The 26,550-nt window shown below is 45.6% G+C and carries 19 protein-coding genes and 4 pseudogenes; 14 read left to right on the top strand and 9 right to left on the bottom strand.

Translation table 11 applies throughout. The features are described 5' to 3' along the window. The first annotated feature begins 23 nt into the window (after positions 1–23). The 6 genes and pseudogenes from UA76_RS01110 (at position 24) to UA76_RS01085 (ending at position 7,148) form a co-directional block, all read left to right on the top strand. Positions 24–982 (top strand): annotated as a pseudogene (locus UA76_RS01110) (AAA family ATPase). Next, positions 982–1,977, top strand: coding sequence for a DUF58 domain-containing protein (locus UA76_RS01105; protein ID WP_047042267.1), 996 nt, complete (start codon positions 982–984; stop codon positions 1,975–1,977). The pseudogene UA76_RS01110 and the gene UA76_RS01105 overlap by 1 nt, the downstream one beginning before the upstream one ends. A gap of 33 nt (positions 1,978–2,010) precedes the next feature. Next, entirely contained in the window at positions 2,011–2,481 is a 471-nt protein-coding gene (locus tag UA76_RS01100; RefSeq protein ID WP_047042266.1) for a DUF4381 domain-containing protein, read from the top strand. 1 nt (position 2,482) lies between these two features. After that, positions 2,483–3,451 carry a vWA domain-containing protein gene (locus UA76_RS01095; RefSeq protein WP_047042265.1) on the top strand — a complete coding sequence of 323 codons (969 nt, stop codon included), beginning with the start codon at positions 2,483–2,485 and terminating at the stop codon, positions 3,449–3,451. Next, positions 3,444–5,411: a VWA domain-containing protein gene (locus UA76_RS01090; protein WP_047042262.1), complete on the top strand. Its 1,968-nt coding sequence runs from the start codon at positions 3,444–3,446 to the stop codon at positions 5,409–5,411. The genes UA76_RS01095 and UA76_RS01090 overlap by 8 nt, the downstream gene beginning before the upstream one ends. A gap of 15 nt (positions 5,412–5,426) precedes the next feature. Then, on the top strand, positions 5,427–7,148 hold the full coding sequence (locus UA76_RS01085) for a BatD family protein (protein ID WP_052771895.1): 1,722 nt from the start codon (positions 5,427–5,429) through the stop codon (positions 7,146–7,148). Between the two features lie 110 nt (positions 7,149–7,258). Here UA76_RS01085 and UA76_RS01080 read toward each other — a convergent pair whose 3' ends face one another. The 3 genes from UA76_RS01080 to UA76_RS01075 all read right to left on the bottom strand — a co-directional run bounded on the left by UA76_RS01080 (position 7,259) and on the right by UA76_RS01075 (position 8,487). Beyond that, positions 7,259–7,864, bottom strand: coding sequence for a hypothetical protein (locus tag UA76_RS01080; RefSeq protein ID WP_047042260.1), 606 nt, complete (start codon positions 7,862–7,864; stop codon positions 7,259–7,261). A 186-nt stretch (positions 7,865–8,050) separates the two neighbouring features. Next, a complete protein-coding gene (locus UA76_RS23545) occupies positions 8,051–8,191 on the bottom strand; it encodes a hypothetical protein (protein WP_157617533.1) in 141 nt (46 codons plus the stop codon). Beyond that, a complete protein-coding gene (locus tag UA76_RS01075) occupies positions 8,185–8,487 on the bottom strand; it encodes a hypothetical protein (RefSeq protein WP_052771894.1) in 303 nt (100 codons plus the stop codon). The genes UA76_RS23545 and UA76_RS01075 overlap by 7 nt, the downstream gene beginning before the upstream one ends. Positions 8,488–8,649: 162 nt before the next feature. Between UA76_RS01075 and UA76_RS01070 the strand changes: the two genes are divergently transcribed. Continuing rightward, on the top strand, positions 8,650–9,558 hold the full coding sequence (locus UA76_RS01070; protein ID WP_047042258.1) for a helix-turn-helix domain-containing protein: 909 nt from the start codon (positions 8,650–8,652) through the stop codon (positions 9,556–9,558). Positions 9,559–9,584: 26 nt separating this feature from the next. Here UA76_RS01070 and UA76_RS01065 read toward each other — a convergent pair whose 3' ends face one another. Continuing rightward, on the bottom strand, positions 9,585–10,763 hold the full coding sequence (locus UA76_RS01065) for a benzoate/H(+) symporter BenE family transporter (RefSeq protein ID WP_047042256.1): 1,179 nt from the start codon (positions 10,761–10,763) through the stop codon (positions 9,585–9,587). Positions 10,764–10,854: 91 nt separating this feature from the next. On the opposite strand from UA76_RS01065, the gene UA76_RS01060 reads away from it, so the two are divergent. Next, positions 10,855–11,421, top strand: a complete 567-nt coding sequence (locus tag UA76_RS01060) for a helix-turn-helix domain-containing protein (protein ID WP_047042254.1) — start codon at positions 10,855–10,857, stop codon at positions 11,419–11,421. 30 nt (positions 11,422–11,451) lie between these two features. On the opposite strand, the pseudogene UA76_RS01055 reads toward UA76_RS01060, so the two are convergent. Continuing rightward, positions 11,452–13,616 (bottom strand): annotated as a pseudogene (locus tag UA76_RS01055) (sensor domain-containing diguanylate cyclase). Positions 13,617–13,914: 298 nt separating this feature from the next. Between UA76_RS01055 and UA76_RS01050 the strand changes: the two are divergent. Next, the gene (locus UA76_RS01050) at positions 13,915–14,400 is read left to right on the top strand and encodes a L,D-transpeptidase family protein (protein ID WP_047042308.1); all 486 of its coding nucleotides are present in this window, start codon (positions 13,915–13,917) and stop codon (positions 14,398–14,400) included. Positions 14,401–14,478: 78 nt separating this feature from the next. On the opposite strand, the gene UA76_RS01045 is transcribed toward UA76_RS01050, so the two are convergent. From UA76_RS01045 to UA76_RS01035, 3 genes are all read right to left on the bottom strand, one after another. Further along, complete coding sequence (locus UA76_RS01045; RefSeq protein WP_047042252.1) at positions 14,479–14,877, bottom strand: OsmC family protein; 399 nt, start codon at positions 14,875–14,877, stop codon at positions 14,479–14,481. 62 nt (positions 14,878–14,939) lie between these two features. Then, positions 14,940–15,938 (bottom strand): Gfo/Idh/MocA family protein, encoded by a 999-nt coding sequence (locus UA76_RS01040; protein ID WP_047042250.1) that lies wholly within the window; start codon positions 15,936–15,938, stop codon positions 14,940–14,942. A gap of 34 nt (positions 15,939–15,972) precedes the next feature. Then, a complete protein-coding gene (locus tag UA76_RS01035; protein WP_047042248.1) occupies positions 15,973–16,587 on the bottom strand; it encodes a LysE family translocator in 615 nt (204 codons plus the stop codon). Between the two features lie 172 nt (positions 16,588–16,759). On the opposite strand from UA76_RS01035, the pseudogene yjeH reads away from it, so the two are divergent. From yjeH to UA76_RS01010, 5 genes and pseudogenes are all read left to right on the top strand, one after another. Further along, positions 16,760–18,012: pseudogene (gene yjeH / locus UA76_RS01030) on the top strand (L-methionine/branched-chain amino acid transporter). 362 nt (positions 18,013–18,374) lie between these two features. Continuing rightward, positions 18,375–19,274 carry an AraC family transcriptional regulator gene (locus tag UA76_RS01025; RefSeq protein ID WP_047042246.1) on the top strand — a complete coding sequence of 300 codons (900 nt, stop codon included), beginning with the start codon at positions 18,375–18,377 and terminating at the stop codon, positions 19,272–19,274. A gap of 317 nt (positions 19,275–19,591) precedes the next feature. Then, positions 19,592–20,828: pseudogene (gene codB, locus UA76_RS01020) on the top strand (cytosine permease). Positions 20,829–20,837: 9 nt separating this feature from the next. Beyond that, positions 20,838–22,115, top strand: a complete 1,278-nt coding sequence (locus UA76_RS01015) for a cytosine deaminase (RefSeq protein WP_047042245.1) — start codon at positions 20,838–20,840, stop codon at positions 22,113–22,115. A 935-nt stretch (positions 22,116–23,050) separates the two neighbouring features. Continuing rightward, on the top strand, positions 23,051–23,518 hold the full coding sequence (locus UA76_RS01010; protein WP_047042243.1) for a dCMP deaminase family protein: 468 nt from the start codon (positions 23,051–23,053) through the stop codon (positions 23,516–23,518). Positions 23,519–23,569: 51 nt separating this feature from the next. Here the strand turns inward: UA76_RS01010 and UA76_RS01005 are convergent, their stop codons facing one another. Next, the gene (locus tag UA76_RS01005) at positions 23,570–26,218 is read right to left on the bottom strand and encodes an ATP-binding protein (RefSeq protein WP_047042241.1); all 2,649 of its coding nucleotides are present in this window, start codon (positions 26,216–26,218) and stop codon (positions 23,570–23,572) included. Between the last annotated feature and the right edge of the window lie 332 nt (positions 26,219–26,550).

The raw sequence follows: 26,550 nt of genomic DNA, 5'->3' as shown, positions 1-26,550 counted from the left end.
AACTCAAAGGAGAACAAATCTTTATGCAGTCCGTTTCGCTACAACAACTTCAGCAGTATTTGAACGGCCAAGTAATCGGCCAAGAAGAATTGGTTAAACAACTGCTCGTTGCACTACTTGCCGATGGTCATATTCTTGTCGAAGGCCCTCCTGGTCTCGCAAAGACCCGCGCGGTAAAAAGCTTAGCCGACTGTATCGAAGGCGATTTCCACCGAATTCAGTTCACACCGGACTTGCTACCCGCAGATTTAACCGGTACCGATATTTTTAGAGCTGAAACAGGTGAGTTTACGTTCCAAGCAGGCCCTATTTTCAACTCCCTGCTTTTGGCAGACGAGATCAACCGCGCACCAGCTAAGGTTCAAGCCGCAATGCTGGAAGCGATGGCAGAAAAGCAGATCACTGCGGGTCGAAAAACTTATCCATTACCTGAGTTGTTTTTGGTGATGGCAACCCAAAACCCGATAGAGCAAGAAGGCACTTACCCACTTCCAGAAGCACAGTTAGATCGATTTTTACTGCACCTTGAAGTTGATTACCCAGACGCCAAGAACGAGCTTGAAATTCTTCGCCTAAATCGCGGCGAAGCTATGAGTTCTGGTAAAGAACAAACGCCGCCAAAGCTTTCCCAAGCTGACATCTTTGCTGCAAGGCAAGAAGTGCTCAACATCCACATGGCTGACGCGATTGAGCAATACATTATTCGATTAGTGATTGCGACGCGCGAGCTATCCATTACGGACAAGAGATGGCAGATTGGATTGAAATGGGTGTCAGCCCTCGAGCAACTATCGCCCTAGATCGCTGTGCACGTGCGCACGCTTGGCTGTCTGGTCGTGATTTTGTCTCTCCAGAAGATGTCCAAGCTATGGCCTACCCTGTGTTGCGACACCGCATATTGCTGACGTACCAAGCTCAAGCTGAAGGCATTACGCCGAATCGAGTTATCCAAAAGCTTCTCTCGTTGGTTGGCAGCGCCTAATGAAAGCGAAGAGTTCTGCCCAGCGCCATTCTGTTGAGATGGACGGAGTGAATCTCACTCTTAAAGAGCTGATCAGTTATAAACAGCAAAGTCTTCGCTGGTTACCTCCAGCCAAGAGCTTATGGAGCCAAATGCTTGGGCAGCACCAAAGTTCGGCTCTCGGCCGAGGGATGGACTTTGCCGAAGTGCGCCAGTATCAACCCGGTGATGACATTCGAAGTATTGACTGGCGCGTCACCGCGCGTACAGGTAAAACGCACACCAAACTTTATACAGAAGAGCGTGAGAAGCCGGTGATGCTTTACATCGACTTGAGTGAAAGCATGCGTTTTGGTTCCACTTTCATGCTTAAGTCGGTACTCGCCTCTCACATGGCGGCGCTTGTCAGCTGGCTTTCAACCGCAAACAATGACCGAGTGGGCGCCGTGATCGACTTAGGCACTCAGCTTATCGACGTTAAGCCAAGTGCTCGTAACTCTGGCCCTTTAAAGGTCATTCAGCAATTGGTGAATGAACATAGCAAGCTGCTGCAAAAAGAACTGCTTCAAAACGGCTCCACCAAAAATGACGTAAACACCGATAACCTTAACTCCATGACCGATGGGCTTACAGCCCTAAATCGCCTGTGTCCAAAAGGCAGCGAAATCATCATTATCAGTGACTTCAGTCGTTTTAACGCTCACTCTTCAGAAACGCACAATACGCAAACCGAACAAGAAATTCTGCTCACCCGTTTGAGTCGCCATAATCGAATTCGTTTAGTTCATGTTGGTGACCCGTTAGAATCTGGTCATACCCAGTTTCGTGGCGTAGAACGCGTATCAAACAGGAATCAAACGCAGTGGTTTGATTTCTCATCAAGTAAAAACAGGAAAAAACTCAAGATCAAATTTGATCGGCACCAAGCCAGTTTGGAAAAGAGATGTCGACAACTCGGTATGAGTTATCACTATCTCTCTACCGACCAGGCACTAGTCGATCAGGTGACGGGTTAATCAATAATAACAACAAAATCAGAGACAAATTGAATGACGGAATCATCAACGACACCTCTTCCATTAGAAGCCATTGTTCTTCCAGATGTACCTAGCTGGTTTCCACTCGCATGGGGTTGGTGGGCGACGTTTGCTGGAGTATTAACCTGCCTACTACTTTTCGTATTGCTTGTTCGCGGTAACAAGCGTCGCCAAGCGCCTAAAAAGGCAGCATTGACCATGTTTAATGGCAAGCGTTCGCTCACACCATCTGAAGCGATTGAACTTGTTCGCCAAGCGGCTTTAAGTTATTACCCACGAGATGAGATTGCGCATCTAACTGGTCAAGATTGGTACAACTTTCTAGACAGTCAGGTCACCAGACCAATCTTCACGCCTTATCGCTCAATTTGGGATCAAGCGTTATATCAAAAGCAACCTGTCGAAGACGCGAATGCCTTGGTTGAAAGCTGCCAACAGTGGGTAAGCCAAGCGCTTCCTCCTAAGAGAAAGTGGGGGCGCTAGTTTGGAGAACATAGAGTTCGTTTGGTGGGGTGCATTTATACTGCTTCCTTTGCCGCTGTTCGTGTACAAACTCATGCCAGCGGTCAAGCAGCGTCACGCAATCTACCTGCCGAATTTGCCGACACAAAGCGGCAGTAAAGCACCACTCGGTCATACTTCTCGATTGTTGTCTGTGGTTGTTTGGCTGATGTTAGTTACTGCGACAGCTCGTCCAGTTTGGTATGGCGATCCTGTCACCGTGCATACTGAGCATCGAGATCTCATGCTGGTTGTCGATCTATCATATTCAATGAATCAGGCCGACATGATGCACAATGGTGATTACATCGATCGTCTTAGCGCTGTCAAAAACGTCCTCAGTCAGTTCGTAGAGAACCGAGAAGGCGATCGATTGGGGCTGGTTCTTTTTGCAGACCATGCCTATCTACAGACACCACTTACATTGGACAGACGAACCATTTCAGAACAGATTAACCAAATGGTTCTGCGCCTAATTGGCGATCAAACTGCCATTGGCGATGGGATTGGCCTTGCAACCAAAACCTTTGTAGATAGCGACGCACCGCAGCGCGTGATGGTTCTTCTCAGCGATGGTTCAAACAACTCCGGTGTGCTTGACCCAATTGAAGCAGCCGAAATAGCCCAGCAATATGGCACAACCATCTATACCGTTGGGGTTGGCGCTGGCGAAATGGAAGTACGCCAATTCTTTAGTACACGCACCGTTAATACCGCTCACGACCTTGATGAAAAAACGTTAGAAGAGATTGCTACCATGACGGGTGGCCAGTACTTCCGCGCACGAAACGCCGAAGAGCTTGCCAATATTTACGACACCATTGATGCCCTAGAGCCTATCAATGAGGCCAAACAAACTTGGCGTCCACAGCAAGAATGGTTTGGCCTGCCACTGGCCATTGCGCTGTTTTTCTCGATTGTTTTGTTAGTGATGAGGAGAAATCATGTCTAGCTTTCATTCTCTGATTCCATCGTTTCTCTACCCAGAGTGGTTTTTAGCCTTATTCCCAATATTAGGCTTGACCCTTTGGCTACTCAAGCGCAGTAAAAGTGCCGTGCTCATCGCACCACACATCGCGAAAGCCTTAGGATTAGGCTCTGATAAAAGTTCCGGTTTGGGCATCAAAGTGGCAGCGACTAGTTGCTGTATCGCGGTATTTGCGCTGTCTGGTCCAAGTTGGCAAACCGTCAGTGTGTCTGGCCAACAAAATGCGAGCGCTCGAGTTTTGGTGATGGATATGTCGCGCTCTATGTACGCAACCGATCTGACGCCAAACCGACTCACGCAAGCTCGTTTCAAAGCAACAGACTTGCTTAACGGTTGGAATGAGGGCTACACAGGTTTAGTGGCCTACGCAGGTGATGCCTATACGGTAAGCCCGTTGACTAATGACACCGCAACTATTCTTAGTATATTGCCCAATCTCTCGCCTGATTTAATGCCCTTCCCGGGAGCGAACGCCGCTAAAGGGGTCGAGCAAGCGATTAGCATGCTGCAAAATGCGCAAATGGGATCTGGGGACATCATTCTTATTGCCGATGATCTGGATGATCGAGAAAAGTTAGATATTGAAGAACTGCTTTCTGGCACACCATGGAAGCTGTCGATTCTTGCCATTGGAACGCGATCGGGTGCGCCTATTCAACTCCCCGATGGAAAGTTACTGCGCGATAATGCGGGTAACACGGTGATTGCTCAAAGCAATTTTAGCAACATGCAAAAGCTTGCGAGAGCGACGTCGGGTATGTTTCGCGCTGCAGTGCCAGACAACTCAGACGTCGATGCCATTCTGGCTCGGACTATGCACTTAGCGACTAACTCAAATGCGAGCGCCGATAAAACCGGCGACGCAATGATCTCTGACCGGTTGAACAATGGATTCTGGTTTTTGCCATTGCTTATTATCCCCGCTCTTTTGATGTTCAGAAGAGGTGTTCTATTTTCGATCAGTCTGCTCATTTTGCCACTTTCTTTTCCAAACACGAGTTGGGCTAGCCCTTGGCTCACGGATGATCAGCAAGGCTATGAGTCCTTTCAATCTGGGGACTTCAACAGTGCGAAAAAAGCGTTTACTAACCCTGCTTGGAAGGGAGCAGCGGCTTACCAAGCACAAGACTATACAACAGCGATTGAATGGCTTTCTCAAGCTGAAGGATTAGAAAACAAATACAACTTGGCCAACGCTTATGCTCAATCTGGACAACTGGATGAAGCCGCAACGCTTTATCAAGAGATTCTTGAAGAAGATCCGAACTTCACTAAAGCAAGATCCAATCTAGATATCGTTGAGCAAGCCCAGCAACAGCAACAGCAACAAGACGAAAATGGCGAATCGCAACCAAATTCAGACGACAATGGCTCAGGTTCCCAAAGTCAACAAGGCGAACAAGATCAGCAATCCGGCCAAAACCAGCACAGCTCAGAAGATTCTCAAAATACTGATGACGCACAAACAAGTGACGAAGCCGATGCAAATCAATCCGAGGGGCAAGAACAAAGCGCAAACTCAAATGCTGCTCACGATAACTCAGCACCGCAACCCACAAGCGCTGAAGAACGTGACCAACAAGTCCAAAACAACGTTAACAATGCCCAGCGCGAGTTAGACAAGCGCGAACTAGACAATAACGCGGACTCTGACAGCGAATCCGACCCATTAGATTCGCAACCGAACGCTCAACCTCAGGCGGCTAGAATGGAATCCGAGCAAAGCACGGAAGACGGCGAACGAGAGCAGGAAACTCCGGTTGCTGCACCACTTTCGCCTGACAATCACCAAGACGTAGACCCTAACCTGCGACGTCTAGAACAAGTAGAGAGTGCCCGCGACCCAAGCCACCTACTGCAAGCTCAATTGCTCTTGCAGGCGCAACAAAGGCCAACACCCGAAGACACGGGAAAACATTGGTAATAAGGGATAGTGGTGATGAAGGGTAATACAGTAATGAATAACCGAAAGTTTTCTATGAACGAGTCTATGATGAAAAATGGTTTCTACCGCCCAAGCTATCGGGCGATATCACTCTTGCTTAAATCAATCATCTTATTCTTTGCACTGTCGTCCATTGCTCAAGCAGCAACAATGGTCGCCACCGTTAGCAAGAACAAAGTCGCAAAGAACGAAGTATTCCAACTGCGTATTTCTATTGATCAAAAAGTATCGTCAGATGACTTAGACCTTAGCGTTTTGGAAGAGTATTTCTTCATGAGTCGCCCTAGTTTTGGTACCTCAGTAAACATCATTAATGGCGACCGCAGTAACCGCAGCGAATGGAATGTGTCTCTGGCCGCTTTAGAACTGGGCACATTAACGATTCCTAGTTTCACACTTAACGGAGCCAAAACGCAGCCTATCCCTATTCAGGTAGAGCTCGATACTATGGCACCGGATGAGGATGATTTGATTGAGTTGCAGCATCAACTGGATCGCTCAAGCCTTTACCCAAGCGAGAGTGCTTATCTCACGACTCGCTTGATCATCAAAGCCGACCCTCGCCGGCTGCAAAACCCTAAAATTGTTCCGCCGAAAGTGGATGGTATGGCTATAGCGCTACAAGGTGAACCTAAACAGTATCAAAGCGTTCTTGATGGGGTTGAAGTAACCATCGTTGATCAAACTTATCGCATCACTGCCACAGATCCGGGTAGCTTTGAGCTTCAGACCAGCGCATTTCAAGGCGGTGTGATTTATGGGAACAACCGCACTGGCTCAACAAGTGTGATTCAAATTGATAATCCGGGTAAGCAAATTGCCATCACGGTAAAACAGCCACCTGCCGATTACGTTGGCCGCTGGTTACCAACCTCTTCACTAAAACTTAATCAACAATGGATTGACGCACAGGGCAACGCTATCGATCCAAGTCAGATCCATAGTTTATCTGTTGGCGATGCGATTACCCGCCAGATCACCCTTGATGTTGTTGGTCTCACCGTTGAACAGCTTCCAAATGTTGTCATCAATAATCCTCAGGGCGTTCGCGTCTACGAAGAAAAACCCACCTTTGAGACATTAAGTAATGACAACGGAAGTGACAACGTCACCAGAATAACATTAAAGCAGGTCCTTATTCCTCAGCAAACCGGAGAGTTTTCTCTTGAGCCTGTGTCTATCAATTGGTGGAATAGTCAACTCGATAAAGCTGACAATAGCCAAGTGAGTGGCCTAGAACTACAGGTAGACGCCGCCAGCAATTTAAACCAAGACTTCGCTGCACCTGTTACAACCATGCCACAGCAAGTTATTATTGAGAAAGACAGTGGTATTTGGCCATACCTTACAGCACTGTTTGCAACGCTTTGGCTCGCCACGCTTGCTTACGCATTAATGAAGCGAAATACTACGCAAGCGAAAGACACGGATTCTCCACTGACGCCTCTAACAAAGAGCGACTTCATTAAGGCCATCGAATCTAATGATGCAATACTGGCGTCTCAACTTTTCTCTGACTGGGTAATTGACGGTAACGCAAGCAAAGATGAAGTGGCTGAAGTAAAACTGCAACTGCAAGCTTGGCAAGCAACCCTGTATGGTTCAGATTCAGGGGATCAAGCAGCGTCGAGAAGTGCGCTTGTTTCAGCAATAAAGCGCACACAAAGCCAAGCAAAAATGACCACTAAATCTGAAGAGCAACTCGCTAAGCTATAGCTATCTAGCAATAATTTTGCCTTAGCGAAATAAAAGGGTCTAGCTCACTAGCTAGACCCTTTTTTCGTCATTATGACATTGACTATCCGCAGAACATTATTTCAGCAGGATTAATTTTTAGGACACTCGAACGCGCCAACGTAATCCCACGGCTGATAGTTAACGTTCTGATCATTTGGAGCTTTGTTCGAGTTTGCTTCTCGAGCAACGTATTCAATACCCATGTGAATGACACGATCACCGGGATGATAAGAGTGTGATGCCTCCCATCGCGTAGGCAATGCGTTGTCAGCCACGAACAACTGCCAATCCCAACTTGCCTTTGAAGGACTGCTGCCGCCATGTGCAGTACCATTGGTTGGTGTGTAAAGCTTACCTTTGTGTCTTACCACTTCACCTTTATAGTACATCCCGTTTTTGTCATTCCATTTACGTGGTTTCCATTCAGGATAGTTCGAAGTGGCTGCCTGATCATTTAAACACTGATATTGTGACGACGACTTCGATTCAAAATAGACAAACCCATCGTTTCCACACGCCCACAAACGACCTGAATCTGGATCAAACGCTAAACGTCCTAGATCATCGGCGTACTGGCAATGAGTACTTGATGGCTGCCCATCAGTCAAAGGAACACTGTCAGCGACATTTTGAGCGGCGGCTGAAAAAGAGAAAAAGGCAGACGAGGTCAAGAGTAGTAGGCTAGATGCGTTCATTATTCTTCCTTAACAATTATTGTGACTTTCATTCCAATTATTTTGCAAGAATAATACATACAACAAACAAATATACACTACTACTTTTGATGCTTAGTTCTATACGTTTCAATAATAAGACTGAAAATTGCAGAATAATAGCCTATAAAAGTACTATTTCTGCATATTTATCAAAACGACTCATGACTATTGAGTAAGCTCTTCAATTACTCTCTCAACATCTTGGCGTAGTAGTTCAAACGCTTCTTCTGGCTGCATGATTGGGACATCCTCGACTTCAAAGAACTCAATCAAATCCGCTTGTTCTAAAAAGTACTCTTCTACCATTGGGCATGCTCAACTCGGCTGGCAGCGTAGACACGATTTGCAGTGCAAATTTGCTTTGCGGTAGCAATTTTCGGCATACGCGGATGCTGCGATGATTCCACCCCTAACTCATCAAGCTTTTCAATCACTTCTTTAGCAATTGCGCCGACATTACCCGTATCACTGAGATCACGGAGCAATGCGCTAGAGTCTGCACGCCATGGTAGCCTTGAACGTTCGGCCAGGGCATTAAAGTAAAGTTCACAAAAACGACTGCGATAGTAATTACCTGAACAGAGGAAAAGGATTTGTTTCATTATTTGCTCCAAAGCAAGACAAGAAATCACACTCTACCCGTTCTAAATGACAATAACGTTCATAAAGAGCTCGATAATATGTACTATTAGCTCAAGATGAACGATTATCAGCAACAGTTCGGAGCACATTTAGTCGGAACATAGTAAAGAAACAGTCCTGAGATGATTACCAAAGAAATCCAAACTTATCCTGACCAACTCCAACTTACCGCCTATCGTAAAGTCCGCCCTGAGCTGACTTTCCATTGGCACTATCATTGGGATTGGGAAATTACCTTGACGACAAATGTACAAGGGGAGCGCTATATCGCGGATGATATTTGCGAAGTGTCTGGCTGGGATCTCACGCTAACTCGACCGGGGGTAGCTCATACTTGGGGAGGCCGAGCGCGCCACACGGCAGTAATGCCCACAGAAACAGACCAACAAGATGGCATGATCCACAGCTATATTGTGATGGTTCCAAGTAACTGGTTCACTCAATTGGCTCAATCTCAGCTCACCGAATTAGTTGAGCTGCAGAGCTATTTTGAGCGCTGCCCGGGCGCTTGGTCATATCATCCAACATGCATGACCAAAGCTTATCCTATTATTCAGCAACTGTGCGAGGGGAGATCAGCTGTTACCCGATTTTCGCTGTTTTTACTGCTCTTAGAGCTGCTTAGATCGGAAGCTCCAAATTATACGATTGCCCTTTCGCACAAATCGATTCCCCAGCTCGAAGATTCCCGCATGCTTGATGCCCTATCTTACATGACTGAGCACTACCATAATGCCATCACACTTGAAGAGACAGCTCGTTATGCGAATCTCAGCATCGCGACGCTAAAACGACACTTCAAACAGTCTATGCAGTCGAGCTTTTCACAATACCTTCAACACTTACGGCTAGGGCACGCAAGCCACCTACTCAAGCAGACGTCCAAACCCATTGATGTGATTGCCAACCAAGCCGGGTACGCCAACCTAAGCTTGTTCCACCGACATTTCAAAAAACATAGGGGCGTTACCCCAAATCAGTACCGAAAGCAGGTTAACCTCAATCACGTTAACTATGTTAAAGGTAGATAGTGCTGCCGATTGGCAATCAAACATCATTATGCTGATGTGAGTTTGGCCTGTTTTTGCTTTAGTCCATTGAACCAAACGCAGAACAATCCTAAGCTCACCCCCCAAAATGCGCTGCTCACACCGAGCATATTAATGCCCGAGGCTGTGAACAAGAAAGTCATTAAAGCCGCTTCACGATTGTTGTCATCACTCATCGCCACTGTCAATGAGTTCGCTAACGGTGCCATCACCGCAAGCCCAGCAATGGCAATGACGACAGATTGTGGAATGGCAGTAAACAGCTGCACAAATGACAAACCAAACACACCAGCTAACAGGTAAAAACATCCCATTGAAATTGCTGCCACATAACGTTTACTTGGGTCCTCGTCCGCATTCGGGCCCATGCAAATCGCACCCGTGATTGCCGCCAAATTGAAACTAAATCCACCAAATGGCGCTAACAAAACACCCGTTAATCCCGTTGTCGTTATGATTCCAGACGAACGTGTGTGATAGCCATTCGCTTTTAGCACTGCGAACCCAGGTAAGTTTTGGGATGCCATCGTCACGATAAACAGCGGGATCCCGACACTAATCATGGATGCGATATCGAGTTCGGGTGTCATCAAAACAGGTGTGGTGAACGTAAACTCGATACCAGTGACATCCAATTTTCCCATACCCATACAAGCAACGGTGACGACTATAAATATGGCGGGAATAAGCAGGTTTTTAAACCAAGCCTTGGTGAGAATAAACATACCGAGCATTACGGCGATCAACAGTGTTTCCTGCATCAGTTCAGAAAACACCCCTAGGCCAAATTGGATAAGTATCCCTGCAAGCATGGCCGACGCGATTGACAAGGGAATTCGCTCAAGCAATTTATCAAATAACCCAAAAACACCAACCAAGGTAATCAAGCTTGAGCTAAAGAGAAATACACCCACAGCTTGAGCCATGGTTAAGCCGTCTAAAGACGTGATCAGCAAAGCCGCCCCCGGTGTCGACCAAGCGGTAACGATGGGCATTTTCGATTTGTACGACATCACGATGGTCGACAGCCCCATGCCTATTCCAAGCGCCCAAAACCAAGAGCCAATTTCAGTTTGAGTTGCCCCAGCGCTAGAAGCCGCCTGATAAATAATGGCCGCTGCGCTCGCATAACCAACAAACACGGCGAGAAAGCCGGTACTAATATGGGAAAGTTTTATCTGAGTCATATCAATCTCTTTCAATGTGCGTTATAACGTCCGTCATTAAAACTTAGCACTTGTGCGCTATAACGCACAACCGTTTTTTGAAAGAGTTGTTATGAGTGAAGAAATTACTGTTGGTAAAAACTTAAAAGACTTACGGTCGGATCGGGGGTGGAGTTTAGATAAAACCTCGAAGGAGACAGGAGTCAGTAAGGCCATGCTCGGTCAGATTGAGCGTGGCGAATCTAGCCCTACCGTTGCCAAACTTTGGCAAATCGCCACCGGATTCGGAGTGTCCTTATCGAGCTTGATCTCGCTAGAGCCCAAGCAAGATCTGTCTAGCTTGTTCAGAGACGCCAATGAGATCCGGCATGAGAATTACAATCCAGGCTTTTTGGTTAGTTTAGTCTTTCCATTTGAAGTGTCACTTGGGTTCGAAGTGTACGAGCTCACGCTCACTCCTGACTATGAACACCAGTCAGAAGCGCATAGCAAAGGAGTGACTGAGCATATTCTGTGTATTTCAGGAAAGATGTCGGTTCTTTTCGATGGGAAATGGCATGATTTGGAAGCTGGCCAAGCGGTTCGATTTAACGCCCACCAGTTACACGGATACCGAAATATCGGGGATGAAAATGCGGTATTTCACAACATCATCCACTACCCCAATAGTCCGATTTAAACCCAGCCTGGCTTGAAAACAATCGACGCTTTAATGGCTTGTTGCACGAGCACTGCTTCGTGTGACTTTCTTAGACGCATCGATTATTAAGTCATCCGTCACACCACGCACTAAGTTGCGGCCTTGGTCTTTGGCAAGATACAAAGCTTTGTCTGCGCTGTCATAAACGGTGTTAAAATTGAAGTTGTTCTGCTCAAATGGCATGACATGGTAACCAATTGAAACGGTGAGATACTCGCTCGCCGTATTACTTTTGTGCGGGATCTTTTCTGTTTCAATACAATCGCGAATGCACTCTGCCAATGTCGCAATTTGCTGCTCTGTTTTGTTGGTGACGAGCAATACAAATTCTTCGCCACCAATGCGACAGAAAGTTTCATCGCCAATCTCCGCATGATGCTTAAGAATATTACCAACCCGCATCAAGGCAATATCTCCTTCGAGATGGCCATAATCATTGTTAAACAAACCAAAGTGATCGATATCGACTAAGATGACGCCGTACTCGACCACATCTCCGCCATGTTTACAGCATAAATCTTCAAGTAGGTGCTCCAACATTCGACGATTACCAAGTCGAGTTAATGGATCCATTTTGGACATCAAGTCGAGTTTTTCATTCGCTTGCTGAAGCTCTCTTGTGCGACTCTTAACCTCTTTCTCAAGGTTCTCGTTCAATTGATGAACCGCTTCTTGCGCACTGGTTTTTTGCATCACTTCCGTCAGGTTCGAGGCGAACATTCGAATCATTTCTCGAAGTTGGGAGGTAAGTGGAGTGCGCTTAATCAAATTATCGGCTGCGATGAAAGCAATTGGCTCCCCGCTGTTGTTGGTGAGCATCGTCATCGCTGTCCAACCAAAACCTACAATGTTGAAGTCGTGGTAGATTGGGACTGACTCTTCAAATACCACCTCATTCGGGTGGGCACGCGCCATGTTTACAATCGAGCGGTCTTGGGTCTCAGAGCGATAGTAGGACTCATCAACTACATTGCCATGGATGTCAGTTCCCCACGTACCTTGCATATAGGTACATTCAGGATCAGTAAGAAACACCGCCAATCGATCGATGCCTAGACGCTTGATTGAGTAAGCAACAGCAGAACGACATACATCGTGGATCGTCATACAACGTGATAACTCCACCATACTCGCATGTAACATGCGGACGTTCTGCTCTTGGCGTTTGCGAATATAAATTTGAGCAAGCAGAGACCCAAACGACTCTAACATTTGCTTTTGATAACTCGTAATGGATAGGCGGTTGATATAATTATCGAGGGCTACCCAACCGATAATCTCGTCTCCATCGCGTAAGATGAGCATACCATTCCAGCCTTGACCTACGACTTTACCCGCACTGTATAAGGGCGCGTCATCAACAATAACTAAGCTTTGCTCTCCCTCAAAAAGGGCGTTGATGTAATCTTCTTCTAGCTGATGGAGGTCATATTGAGTGTGGTGCTCACTGACCGTATCACCCTCTTCATTGGTTCCGTAAGTCCCGCTGAAACATCGTTTTTTCATATCTAGCAGTAGCAATATTGCGCGGTCAAATCCCAGCTTTTCACGAATCGATTCCACTGCGAATCTGTGCAACTCATCCAAGCTTGCAAGGTTTGACATCTCAACAGCCAGTTGTTGTACGAGCTTCATGTTGTCGATGAATTGCTCGCGCTGCTTGATGGCATCAAGATATTTGGCTTCTTTGATATCACGGTTTTTGTACTCTCGAGCGGCATCAGTTTCAGCTCGGACACATTGCCAACGCGACGCAAACAGCTGAAGAATATCGAACATACTATTCTCTGCCGCGCTTTGATATTTACTTTCGTTGACCGCTTCGATCATCAAATAGGTTCGACACTCTGGGTGATTGTCCAACATAAACACATAGGATTCACCGCCCATCAGCGCAATATAATCCCATTGGCAAGTCGCATGAAGAGAGGAAGCAGGTTATCAGAAGTATCAAATTGAGCGACCCAAGCCCAAAAGGTAGAAGGGTAGTGTGAAATTTTAGTGGCTGCATCAGTTTGATACAAAGCCTGCGCATCGCTCTTTTCAGTCGGCTCACGGAAAATCAAGCAGGCTCTGGGTTCGACAATTTCATCAAGAAAATTAAACAGCGATTTCACCAAACTAGAATGGCTTCTAGTGGACATTATTTCCTTCAGTCTTTCTCTTGGAAGCATATGCGCGAACCCGATTTAATGAGCCTATTTTAGGTTAAAAATAAGTTAATCCGGCATATGCAATCAAACGCTTCAAATAGACTGCGTTAAGTGGCTCGCAGATTGTGACAACTATATTTCACATAGTCGATATAAGGCGCATTTTTATGATCTCTTTTCCATAAATTGCACCATCTTGCAGGCTTCTTTCGCGAAAAATAACAAAAGTCTTATTTTTGAGACAATTAAGCCCAAGTGGCGATTTAGGACTAAAAACACTAAAATTACTTAAAGATCATGCATGTTGCAAAAATGTAAAATGACCCGACTTCTAGCCCTATTACTTTGGTTTTCATTACCCACTTTCTCTCACGCACAGCCTGAGATTGATTTGGTTGTGGTTGATAAGTCTAAAAGGGCGATGTATCTGTTTAGCGGTTTCGACATGATTAAGGAGTACAAGGTTGCGTTGGGCAAACAACCAAAAGGCCACAAGCAGCGCGAAGGGGACTTTAGAACACCTGAAGGTTGGTACATGCTTGACTTCGTTATCGAGGAATCGAGTTTTCACCGCTCAATGCACATCAATTACCCAAATGAGGTTGACCGATTCAAGGCACAGTCTCGCGGAGAAAAGCCCGGTGGGAATATCAAAATCCATGGACAAAAGAATGGTGAAAAAAGAAGCCCAAGCTTTACTCAAAGCTTCGACTGGACAGATGGCTGTATCGCACTTACTAATGAGGAAATGGATGAGTTTTTAAATCTCGTCCCTTCCGGAACATCCATTTACATCGAATGGTAATCAAACAGTCTTACAACCAACAATAAAAAAGGCTAAGTTGACTCAGCCTTTTGCGTTTTTCAATACGGAGTGCGTGATCTACACTATTTCCCAACTGTGAGTCATTTCAATTCCCTCACCGAGCATCAAGCACACTGAACAGTATTTCTCTAAGGAGTCTGCCGCCACTTTTGCAACGACTTCAGGCTCTAGAGCTGTGCCTGACACTTCAAAATGAATATTCACTTTAGTAAAAATTCTTGGCGCAGTCTCACGACGTTCGGTCGTCAATTTGGCAACACATTCCGAGACGTTTTGTCCTGCTTCTTTTAGCCCATCGACCACATCAACGGAACTACAACCACCAGCGGCCATCAGCACCATTTCCATTGGGCTCGGTGCCGTTGCACCACCATTTCCATCCATCACAACTGAGTGGCCTGACTGTGAATGTCCTAGGAACTTAAAATCCTCTATCCACTTTACTTCTGCTTGCATGATTATCTCTCTTGTTTCTCGCAGGAATACTTCTCAACCTATGCGTAGTTTATACCAAAGTATTACAAACTTTCTGATTTATCTGCTGGGAATACCACGCCTGTTTGCGAGCGAATTTCTGTCAGGAGCTCTGCAACTACTAGTGAGCGAGCCTTGCACTCTTCATTGATCGTGTTCGATTCTACTTGTTCTGCGAATTCTAGCGCTTCGTAATACATTGGGTTTGCATGTTGAGGCAAAGAAAGATCTTGGTTTGGTTGACCGCGTGTCACTCGCTCAAGCTTTTCACCAATAGAAATCATGGTCATTTGCAACGCGGCTTGTTCGCCTTGAAACTCTGAAGGAACATAAGAGTCGCTGGTTTTAGAGTGAAGCAGCACGACGTTAAAGTCTGGGTACTGGAGTGACACCGTACCATTTCCATCAACCCCAGAACTCAGCAAGTTCGCCTGCGCTTGAACACCGGTTGGTCGTCCGAACAGCTCTACCGCTGAACCTAAGCAGTAGTAGCCAATATCCATAATCGAACCGTTTGAGAATTCTGGATTGAACGTATTTGGATTCTCACCAGCCAGAAAACGATCGTAACGGGACGAGCGCTGACAGTAGCTAATACTTGCTTGTCTCAGAGCACCAATGTTATTGAGCTCTTCCTTTAGTTTCTTGAAGTTTGGAGTATGAGGTGACATAAATGCTTCAAATAGCACGGCGCCCGACTCTTGAGCTACTTGATACATCTGCTGAGCAAGTGCGTAATTCGACGCTAGCGGCTTTTCACAAATCACGTTTTTACCTGCGCGAAGCAACGACATGGCTTGAGGCGCATGAAAGCTATTTGGGCTAGCGACATAAACCGCTTGCGCTTTATCACTCTTTCCCAGCTCATCCAAGTCACTGAACAGAGTGACTTGTTCACTATTTTCAAACTGAGCTGCAAACGCTTTTGCGCTCTCTTCTCTGCGCGAGTACACCGCGCTTAATACGAAACGACCTGTCTCGAGCGCCGCATCGACAAATTGTTTGGTGATCCAATTAGTCCCCACTACCGCAAGCTTAATCATAATATTCTCTTAAAGGTTCTTGTTTTTAGGTCTGTTATACCGTTATGAATACTCGCACAGCCAGTAAAATCAATACAACCCCAGATAAACGATCGATTAGCTGCGCCTTTGAGCGTATCTTTTCGATCAGTAGCGGACTTGATAGCAAGAAAGTGATCAAGGTATACCAAAGGCCATCGACAATCAGAGGGGTTGCAACAATAACAACTTTAGCGGACCAAGCCTCACCCACAGAAACAAACTGGCTAAACAAGGCGATGAAGAACAACGCAATTTTTGGGCTCAGCAAAGATATTAAAAAACCTTCCCTCGCCGATTGCCAAACAGAGACGCGCTCACCTGATTCAAGTTTGGCGGCTACGCCACCTTTGGATTTCAGTGCGTTGAATCCTAAGTAAGCGAGATAACCAGCACCGCAATAACTAATGGCCTTGAACAGGATTGGAGACTGCTGCAGCAAAACCGCTAAACCGATCAGAGTGATGAAAGCATAAATCCCAATACCGAACGCATGAGCCCACGCTGTGGCTAACCCGTTTAATCGACCGCCCGCTAAACTATGTTTTGCCACAATGGCTAAACTTGGGCCGGGAGACATCGCCCCTAATAGACAAATGGTGAACAAAGAGAGCCAAACGGTAAACGTCATAATCAAAACCTGCAGTCACTTGCGAATTGACTTAATGTGACACAAATTGCCAAGCCATGAAACCCGAGTTGTTAAACCATGAAACCGAAGCTTATCTCGATAAAGATACAAATTCACCTCGCTTTTTAACGATTTATCCGTATTCTCAATGGTTCAACTCAAGGAGGAGTGAATGGCAGAATTACGCAAAGAGATCACATTGGTATCGGGTATCGGGCAGCTATCTACAACACTGCTCGGAACAGGCTTATTCATGATCCCCGCCCTTGCCGCAGGTATTGCCCAGCAACTCACGCTTTGGGCTTGGTTTATATTGTTCATTGCTATCTGCCTATTGCCCTCACCTTCGCCAAACTCGGTAAGCGTTTTCCTAACGCAGGTGGTACGGCTTACTTTGTCCAGCAGGCCTTCAATCAAAGGCTAGCGAATAGTGTCGCCTGGTTGTTTGTCAGTGTGATTCCGGTTGGCGTACCCGCGGCTGTCGCCCTCGCAGCCGGCTTTCTACAGCCTCTGTTACCTTCTGCTATCGCCACCCCACTCATCGCCCAAATTATTACGGTCGTACTGCTTATTATCGTTAACTTATTAGGGACTAAGTCATCAGGGCGTTTGCAAACTCTTATTGCTCTTTCGATATTCGCGCTAGTTATTGCTCTTCTCTATCAAGGAGAAGTATCAACCGCAGACATCATCATGCCCGCCCTTACTCCTGATGCCGTTTGGCCGATTGCCTCTGCGCTCGCAGTGATGTTTTGGTGTTTTGTAGGAATTGAAGCATTTGCACATATGGGAGAAGAGTTTAAAAACCCTGAGCGCGATTTCCCACTCGCCATCATTATCGGCTGCTTTATAGGGGGTGCAACATACTGGGCGTGCTCTGTCGTGATCCTAAAACATGGGGCTTACGGTTCGGCTTACTTTGAAACCGCCTCTATTCCTTGGCTAAGTCAGCAGCTGTTTGGTGAGAAGTTCGGTTTACTTATCAGCGTCCTCGGATTCGCTGCCTGTTTCGCGAGCATTAACCTTTATACGCAGAGCCTTTCTCGCATGGTTTGGGCACAAGCACGGCAGTATCGCCCCGACGGTATCGTTGCCAAAGTCAGTGAGCGTGGTGTTCCAGCTAACGCCACGCTAATTGTTGGTGGTGTACTCCTCATTTCCAGCATCATTGGCGAGCTTGCAGGGCTGGATTTGGAATTCTTCTTAAAGCTAGCAAACAGTGTGTTTGTCTTTGTCTATTTATTAGCAATGCTAGCGGCTTGCCAACTGTTGAGAGGATTTGAGCGAAACCTCGCGATAGTGTCTTTGATTCTCTGTATTCTGGTCTTTCTTTGCCTTGGCTGGTCGATGTTTTATGCCATAGGTGTTTTTATCTTATTAAGTTTGCCGTGGCGAAAAATAACTCGACGCCCTGTTCTGAGTTAAATAAAACCATCACTAAGACATAAACAATTAAATGCACATTCGGATTAATTGCATTTTGCAAATCCCAAAATGCAACTGATTTATATAAAACTAGTACCTATTCGCCAAGTTTTGCCACAAAACCAACAAAAACCGTCGTTTTTATTGATGTAAAACTTGGCACGTATGCTGCAAGGTACATATTGACCCTTATTAAGCCGAGGGTCACCTAGCCAACTGACGTTGTTAGTGAACCGAATTGTTCACATATATATAGCCAATCGCAGACTTTTCGCGGTTGGCTTTTTTTATTCCTGTCGTTTTGCGTATCATTGCCCCTCAACAAGAAGGATGTCCTCAGCGTTACTAACGAGAGAAAAGAAATGAAAACGGATTATCTACAACGCTTAACGCCGGTTATTCGCTATTTAGAACAGAGCTATCATAAAGATCTGAATCTCGAACAGGTCGCCAAGATCGCTTGCCTCTCTCCCTATCACTTCCACCGCATATTTAAAGCCGTTACGGGTGAAAGGCTCAATGAATATTTGAAGCGCTTAAAACTTGAATCAGCCGCAAATGATCTTTTCTATCAAAAGCCCCCTGTTACTGAAGTGGCGCTCGATTTCGGTTTCTCCAGCTCACAAAGTTTTGCCAAAGCGTTTAAACAATACTTTGGATTAACACCCAGCCAGGTGCGAAAATGTCAGCGCCTAGAAGAATTTGTCGCTCTGCTGCGAAATAGCAAGATTGGACACACGCTGCGCAAGAATGGACACGAGTTTGAGTCTCTACCGCACTATTCTAGCTCCGAACCCAAACAAAGGAGACAGATGATGGAAATTCAAGAGTTTAACGCAAGCCAGTTTGCTTATATTCGTGTAACCGGACCTTATGGCGAAAATTATCAGCCGGCCATTGAAAAACTTTATGGATGGGCAGGCCCGAATGGCTTGGCGGATAGCACCAGTATTTTTGTGTATCACGACAATCCAGAAATCACCCCGAATGAAAAGTGCCGAACCGATATTGGCCTTCTGATCCCAGAGAAAGTAGACACCAATAACGGTGTTGAGCTCATTGCTTTTGACGGCGGAAAATACGCGGTACTAAGACAAACAATTACTGACCCGTCTCAATACAAAACGGCTTGGGATGCGTTGATTGGTGAAGTGGTCGAAAACGGGATTGAGATGGATTCAAGACCGTGCTTTGAGCTTTATCATAGCTATGATCAGCAAACAGGTGTCTCTGACGTCAGTTTCTGTACGGCGATCAAGTAAGTAATCATTTCATGTCTAAAGCGTGGCGGGCGATATGACTTGCCACGCTTTGCCCACTTTATCTGTTTTTACTTACATCTATCAGTTACGCAACATCATCCTTACAAGATAACATTCCATTAAAGTTCATTCTTTTAACTAATTTAATATTTTTTATTTTCCTAACATGATGATTTAAATATCAATTAACTGACCAAAGTTTCAGCCAAACGTTTAGCTAACAAATCTATCATTGACGCCGTTATTTTTATCCCCATAATACCGCCCGTTTGCCTGAAATACGGCAAATTTTCTTGTAACTTGCTGCGGAGAGAACAATGGCTGCTGATAACAACTACAGTCTCGGACCGGTACCAAAATCGGCTAGGAAAGGGGTCGCATCGCTTACTATGGTGATGCTTGGATTAACGTTTTTCTCGGCCAGTATGTGGACCGGTGGTTCATTGGGAACCGGACTCTCTTTCAACGACTTCTTCCTTGCTGTTCTTATTGGTAACCTCATTCTCGGTATCTACACTTCTTTCCTAGGTTACATCGGCGCTTCAACTGGCCTCTCTACTCACCTTCTCGCGCGTTTCTCTTTTGGTACCAAAGGCTCTTGGCTTCCTTCCGCTCTTCTAGGTGGCACTCAAGTGGGTTGGTTTGGTGTAGGTGTGGCAATGTTTGCTATCCCTGTGCAGCGCGCAACGGGTATCGACACCAATACCCTAATTATTATTTCTGGCCTACTCATGACAGGTACTGTCTACTTCGGTATTAAAGCGCTAATGGTACTTTCTGCTATCGCCGTGCCAGCTATCGCGGTACTAGGCAGCTATTCCGTAATGACGGCTGTAGACAGCGTAGGTGGCCTAGCCGAGCTGAAACTGATTCAACCTGAAACGCCAATGGATTTTTCAGTGGCACTAGCATGGTGGTGGGTTCGTTTGTAAGTGCCGGTACCCTAACGGCTGACTTCGTCCGTTTTGGTAAGAAACCTGCCGGAGCGGTTCTTATTACCATGATTGCCTTCTTTATCGGTAACTCACTGATGTTCATTTTTGGCGCGGCAGGCGCAGCTGCGACAGGTCAAGCGATATCTCTGATGTGATGATCGCTCAAGGTCTCTTGATTCCAGCCATTATTGTGTTGGGTCTGAACATTTGGACAACGAACGAGAACGCACTCTACGCTTCAGGTCTCGGCTTTTCGAACATTACAGGCCGCTCAAGCACAACAATGTCCATTATTAATGGTTTAGTTGGTACCCTCTTCGCACTTTGGTTGTACAACAACTTTGTTGGCTGGCTGACTTTCCTATCAACCGCAATTCCGCCAATTGGCGGGGTCATCATTGCTGATTTCATCTTAAATCGTAAACGCTACCATGACTTTACTAATGCTCAGTTCAAAGAAGTAAACTGGGCAGGTATTATCGCGGTTGCAATTGGTGTAGCGGCAGGTAAGTTCATTCCAGGTATTGTTCCGCTAAACGCAGTGCTGGGCGGCGCAATTTGCTACGCTGTACTTAATCCTATTTTGAACAAGAAAACTGCCATTGCGCAGGAAGCTTAGGAAACCATAATGACAACGCTTCTCATCAAGAACGCTAAGTTAGGTCAAGGTTCGGATCTAAAACAGATCCTGATCGAAAACGGCAAGTTCACTAAAATCGTCAGTAACGACGAAAACCTTGAGTTCGACGGCAAGGTCGTTGATGCAGAAGGCGGCATTGCCATCGCCCCTTTCTGTGAACCTCACATCCATTTGGATACTACTCAGACCGCAGGTGAGCCAAGCTGGAATATCTCCGGAACTCTGTTTGAAGGTATTGAACGTTGGGCAGAGCGTAAAGAGACACTGTCGATTGAAGACGTTAAACAACGAGCCAAGCAAACGCTAAAGTGGCAAATCGCTAACGGTATCCAACACGTCCGTACTCACGTTGATGTGTCTGACCCGACACTTGTTGCTCTGAAAGCAATGATTGAAGTGCGTGAAGAGATGAAACAGTGGGTTGATATCCAGATCGTAGCTTTTCCGCAAGAAGGCATTCTTTCTTACCCTAACGGCAAAGAATTGCTTGAAGAAGCGGTTAAGCTTGGTGCCGATGTTATTGGTGCCATTCCCCACTTTGAGTTCACTCGCGAATATGGGGTTGAGTCGCTGCACTATGTGTTCGAGCTGGCACGCAAATACGATCGCCTAATTGACGTTCACTGTGATGAAATCGATGATGAACAGTCACGTTTTGTTGAAACACTGGCGGCACTCGCGCATAAATACGAAATGGGCGAAAAGGTTACGGCAAGTCACACAACCGCTATGGGTTCCTACAATGGTGCTTACGCTTCACGTTTGTTCCGCTTGTTGAAGATGTCTGGCATTAACTTTGTGGCAAATCCATTAGTTAACATCCACTTGCAAGGCCGATTCGACGACTACCCTAAACGCCGTGGCGTGACACGAGTGAAAGAGATGCTGGCTGCGAATATCAATGTGTGTTTCGGTCACGACGACGTGTTTGATCCATGGTACCCGTTAGGTACTGCAAACATGCTGCAAGTTTTGCACATGGGACTGCATGTGTGCCAAGTGATGGGTTATGACCAAATCAATAACTCTTTGAATTTGATCAGCACGAACTCTGCACGCACTCTGCACATCCAAGACAAACATGGGATTGAAGTCGATAAACCAGGTAGCCTACTGATCTTGCCTGCTGAGAACGGCTTTGATGCGGTTCGTCGCCAAGTGCCTGTTCGTTACTCCGTGCGACATGGTCAAGTGATTGCAGAAACACAGCCTGCAGTCACTAACATCGTACTTGAAGAGAAAGAAACGGTGACTTTCAAGCGCTAATCACGCGTGCTCGGCGAGACCATTTGGCAAGCCTTTCAATGAGAAAGCAAAAAGGGAGCATGGCTCCCTTTTTTGTATCTGAAATTCACGAACAAAGATCGCCAAGCAAAAAGTCACGGAGCAAACAGTTACGGAGCTAAAGACAAACTATAGACAAAAGAAAACCCCTCTAAGCTTTCGCCTAGAGGGGTCTATTCTTACTCGCAGCAATCCGGCTACTAATGGTGCTCCCTGCATCTATTCCTTGATAGTACGCTGAATCCTTCAGCACTTTCCGTATCATCGCCATCCTAGCGGTGTCCAATAGCAATCCTGCTCGTTAACATCCTAGTTAACTCACTTCGCTTAATCCGTAAGCGGTGTCCTTGCCATCATCCTGATGTTTATAGCGTTAAATCCATTAACATCCATCAACCTTCCGTAGCGCAACCATCCTAGTTACTATGCGTCCAGCTAATGTCCTTCGCTTTCCTTGCCAATTATTCATCCTGAATAATCGAATCTTCGTCCTGAAGATGACCGTTCCTTGGGACTTTCCTGTTCCGTGTCTGCATCCTGCTGACACCCTTAAGATTACGCTTTCTCAGAAAGACCTCAACTCGATATTTCAAAAAAACGCATGCTCAAGTCTTAACCAAAACAACATAATCTATATAAAACAGTCAGTTAATATAAATCAAGGGCACTAGCTCAGACAAAAACCGACGATCATCTTACGCATTTGTAAGAGATATCGCACAAAGTAACGAGCAATGGTCGTCATTCTACAAAGTTGAGGTTCGTGCTGTTATCGCACTTAAAGGCGACTTTGACGATTTTTCATACGGAAAATGCATTTGTATTGTTATAAAGTCACAGTTTGGTCTTGGAGCACAGACTAGTTAATGTATGATACGGATATCGGTTCACCCCCTATGACAGCAAAGGAATACCACATGATTTCTAAATGGGCGCAACGCTTTTACCAAATGGCAGAGCTTGTCGGTTCTTGGAGTAAAGATCCTTCAACCCAAGTTGGTGCTGTAATCACCAAAAACAACCGCATTGTGTCAGTCGGATTTAATGGCTACCCGCACGGTATTTCCGACAGTGCAAATACTGATGACCGCGATATGAAGTACCTCAAGACTTTGCATGCGGAAGAAAACGCTATCTTATTTGCAAAAAGAGACCTAGATGGATGTGAGATTTGGGTAACCCATTTTCCTTGTCCAAACTGCGCGGCGAAGATTATCCAAACTGGGATCTCGGCAGTTCACTGTCCTGAGCAATCGGAAGATTTTCTTTCTCGCTGGGGCGATAAGATCCAAGTGAGCCAAGACATGTTTATGCAAGCGGGAGTCAAAGTCAGCTGGCTGCCATTGAGTGAACTACCGAACAACGATTCAGTGCGTTCCAATTGAGCAACTTTTGGCTAATATTGAAATTAAGCAGGGTTGTTCAATCGCAAGTCATTAACTGGCAATATTGAACTCCTGCAATTTCTCAAATAGCTGTTTCGACTTGTAAGGTTTTAACAAGTAAGAATCCATTCCGGCTTCAATACAGCTATTGATTTCATCTTCCAGAACACTTGCCGTTAACGCAACAATCGGTAGTCGATGCTCATTGCCCTGCTCTTTTTCCCACTCTCTGATCTTTTTCGTCGCGGTTAAGCCATCCATCACTGGCATCATGCAGTCCATTAGCACCGCACTGTATTGAGCACCGCCAACTATCAAGTTCAGCGCCTCTTCTCCGTTACTGGCGATAGTATAGCTAAGCCCAGCTTTGTCTAGGAAAAAGCCTGCTATCTTTTGGTTCATTAAATTATCTTCCACCACCAAGATTTGGCTACCGCGAGTATCTGCGCCATTAAGGAAACTCAAACTGGTCATTGCGCTGTCTGAAGAAGATCGACCAATAATAGTCTCGAGTTGCTGCCTAAACTTCGCCCCTAGAATCGGTAAAGTCGCCATTGCGGTCACCAACGGCGCTTTGTCTGGGGTTTGCATGAGATGATGCTGTAAGGCAATAACTTCAACATGCGTGTAACGAGCACGCAGCTGAGCAATGTCTTTTCGGGTACTGCTCGATTCTGACTGACAATAGAGTACAACATTGCACTTCTCATGATTGTCGATGACATGTTCCACCTTAGGGTAAGGCGTAATATCGATGTTCAGTCGCTTACACTCAGCAACGATATGCTCAGTGTAGGATGACCCGTTTGTCACCAATACAATGTCTGATGAAATACTTGGGTAATTAGGTTGAATCGGTGATTGAGTCAAAGGCAAGGTCACGCTAAAACAACTGCCCATTCCCTTGCTAGATTCGACACTAATACTCCCGTCCATCAACTCGACCAGCTCCCGACAGATGGTTAGCCCTAAACCCGTTCCTCCGTATTGGCGTGTTATCCCAGCTTCCGCTTGATGGAAAGGTTGGAATATTACCTCTTGCTTATCTTTTTCGATGCCGATACCAGAGTCGACAATTTGAATCATTAATCCGCCCTGTACCAGATCGTAATCGTACTTCACATCCAAGGTCACAAAGCCATTCTTGGTAAACTTTATCGCATTGGTCAGCAAATTCATTAGGATCTGCTTCACACGCAACTCATCAAGCAGCAACATGGTAGGCAAAGACTTGTCGAGCGAGAGCATCACTTCGGTATGCTGCTTTAGGGCTTTGGGCAGAACCATGTTGACGCAGTCGTAACAAACTTGGCTAATGTCCGTATCTTTTTCAGCTAGCACGATATTGCCCGATTCAATTTTTGACAAATCAAGAATGTCATTGATTAACACGAGTAACACGTGTGAAGAGGTATCGATGTCCTTTAAGATCTCTTTTTGACTGGTATTCAGGTGGCTATCACCCAAGATCTCTGTCATGCCGATGATGCCATTTAAAGGCGTACGGATTTCATGAGACATGTTAGCGAGAAATGAACTCTTGGCTCGATTCGCCGCCTCTGCTAAATCCTTCGCCTCCTTCAATGCTGAAGAGTGGTGTCTTTGTTTCGAAATCACCATGTTCAGCTCAGTGGCAAAATCCGTAAACTCATCGCTACCATCAACAGTAACTTTTTCTGATGAATCTTCTGAGCGAAGATTTCTTATCGCATTCAGGGTTGCTTGAAGTTTGTTGTTGATCCGTACAAATGCGCTCATCCCCCACAGAACACAGAACGTCAGCAACAAAACGAGTGCGATAGTTAAGACAATGATCGTGATTCTATCATGACGCATTGCAGCATTTAGCTCTTCACTCAATAAGTCTGAGAAAACCTTAAACTGCTCTTGGGTATAACTATTTCTCTGCTCAAGTTGCTGAACATATTGATCAAGCTGCGCCGGAGTGGCCTGTTCGGCCAACGCACGCGCTTCTGTGAAAGCAAGGCGAAGGAAATCTCGACTCTCAAATAGATTGACTACACCTTCTAGGTCACTGTCAATAGCACTCATGGCCAGCTTATCGAGATATATATTCTGCCGCTCGGTGAGTCTGAAATAGTCAACTAAGTAGTCATCATAACTGATTGCCATCACTTGCATTTCACGAGCGAGCATGGCTTCTCTTTTCATCCAGAAGTAGAGCCAATGCAGATCTTTTAACATCAATTCAAGACGATGAACTTTTACGCTAGCGGTATGGCTTTCTATTTGATGAAGATCGCTCGTGATCTGCAGAAGAATGTCATTGGCACGATTAAGCTCAAACATCATGCTTTGAACACTTTGGCCAACACCTAGCGAATCGACAGCTTTCATGAGATTTGCAAGGTTCATCATTAAACTTTGATTTAAACCATCACCGTGATGGTGGCTAATCGATTCCAGCTCAATTTTTGAAGAGAAAGTTAGAATGTCCTGTTTAAAGTCAGTTAGAGCGTCATCAATAGACTCGGCTTTCACCGTTAAAGAAGAGATATTGTAGAGCTGCTCAATCATGGATGCGATGTCTTGTTCAGCTGTTACTTTATTTTGCAACGTGTCAAGCGCACTCAAGCGGTGGTGCATCTCTAAAGCGTAGAAGGTGCTAAATCCAACAATTGCCAGAAGCGGCACAAGACACAAGATCACTAAACGTTGCTTTATCGAAAGCCTAGCCATAAATCGATGCTCCGCCAATTTACATATATCTGTCATATTTATATTAGACAATATTCGCATAAGTTCATATTAAGTTGTGATGACATCCCAATTTTAGTTTTTGCATCACCCCGTAATGAGTCATTCCCTCTCGACTGAACCGCTTAGTTGAATTTTGAAGCATCAGACCTTGTTATTAGTTACTTATTCTGTGTTATTAAAGATTTAGATCATGTTACCGAAGTTTGTGGCACATCTTTTACAACTTGATATGTGATGTAAGTATTTCGAGATGAAAATAAAGCCCGCTTCATTTCATTTGTCAATATGCCAAAAGTCGACCTCAGCCTAGT

It is taken from the genome of Vibrio mexicanus (assembly GCF_001012815.1).
In the GTDB taxonomy this organism is placed as follows: Bacteria; Pseudomonadota; Gammaproteobacteria; order Enterobacterales; family Vibrionaceae; genus Vibrio; species Vibrio mexicanus.
The sequence above is the reverse complement of the archived record's forward strand: the minus strand, read 5'-3'. Positions and strand labels throughout refer to the sequence as shown.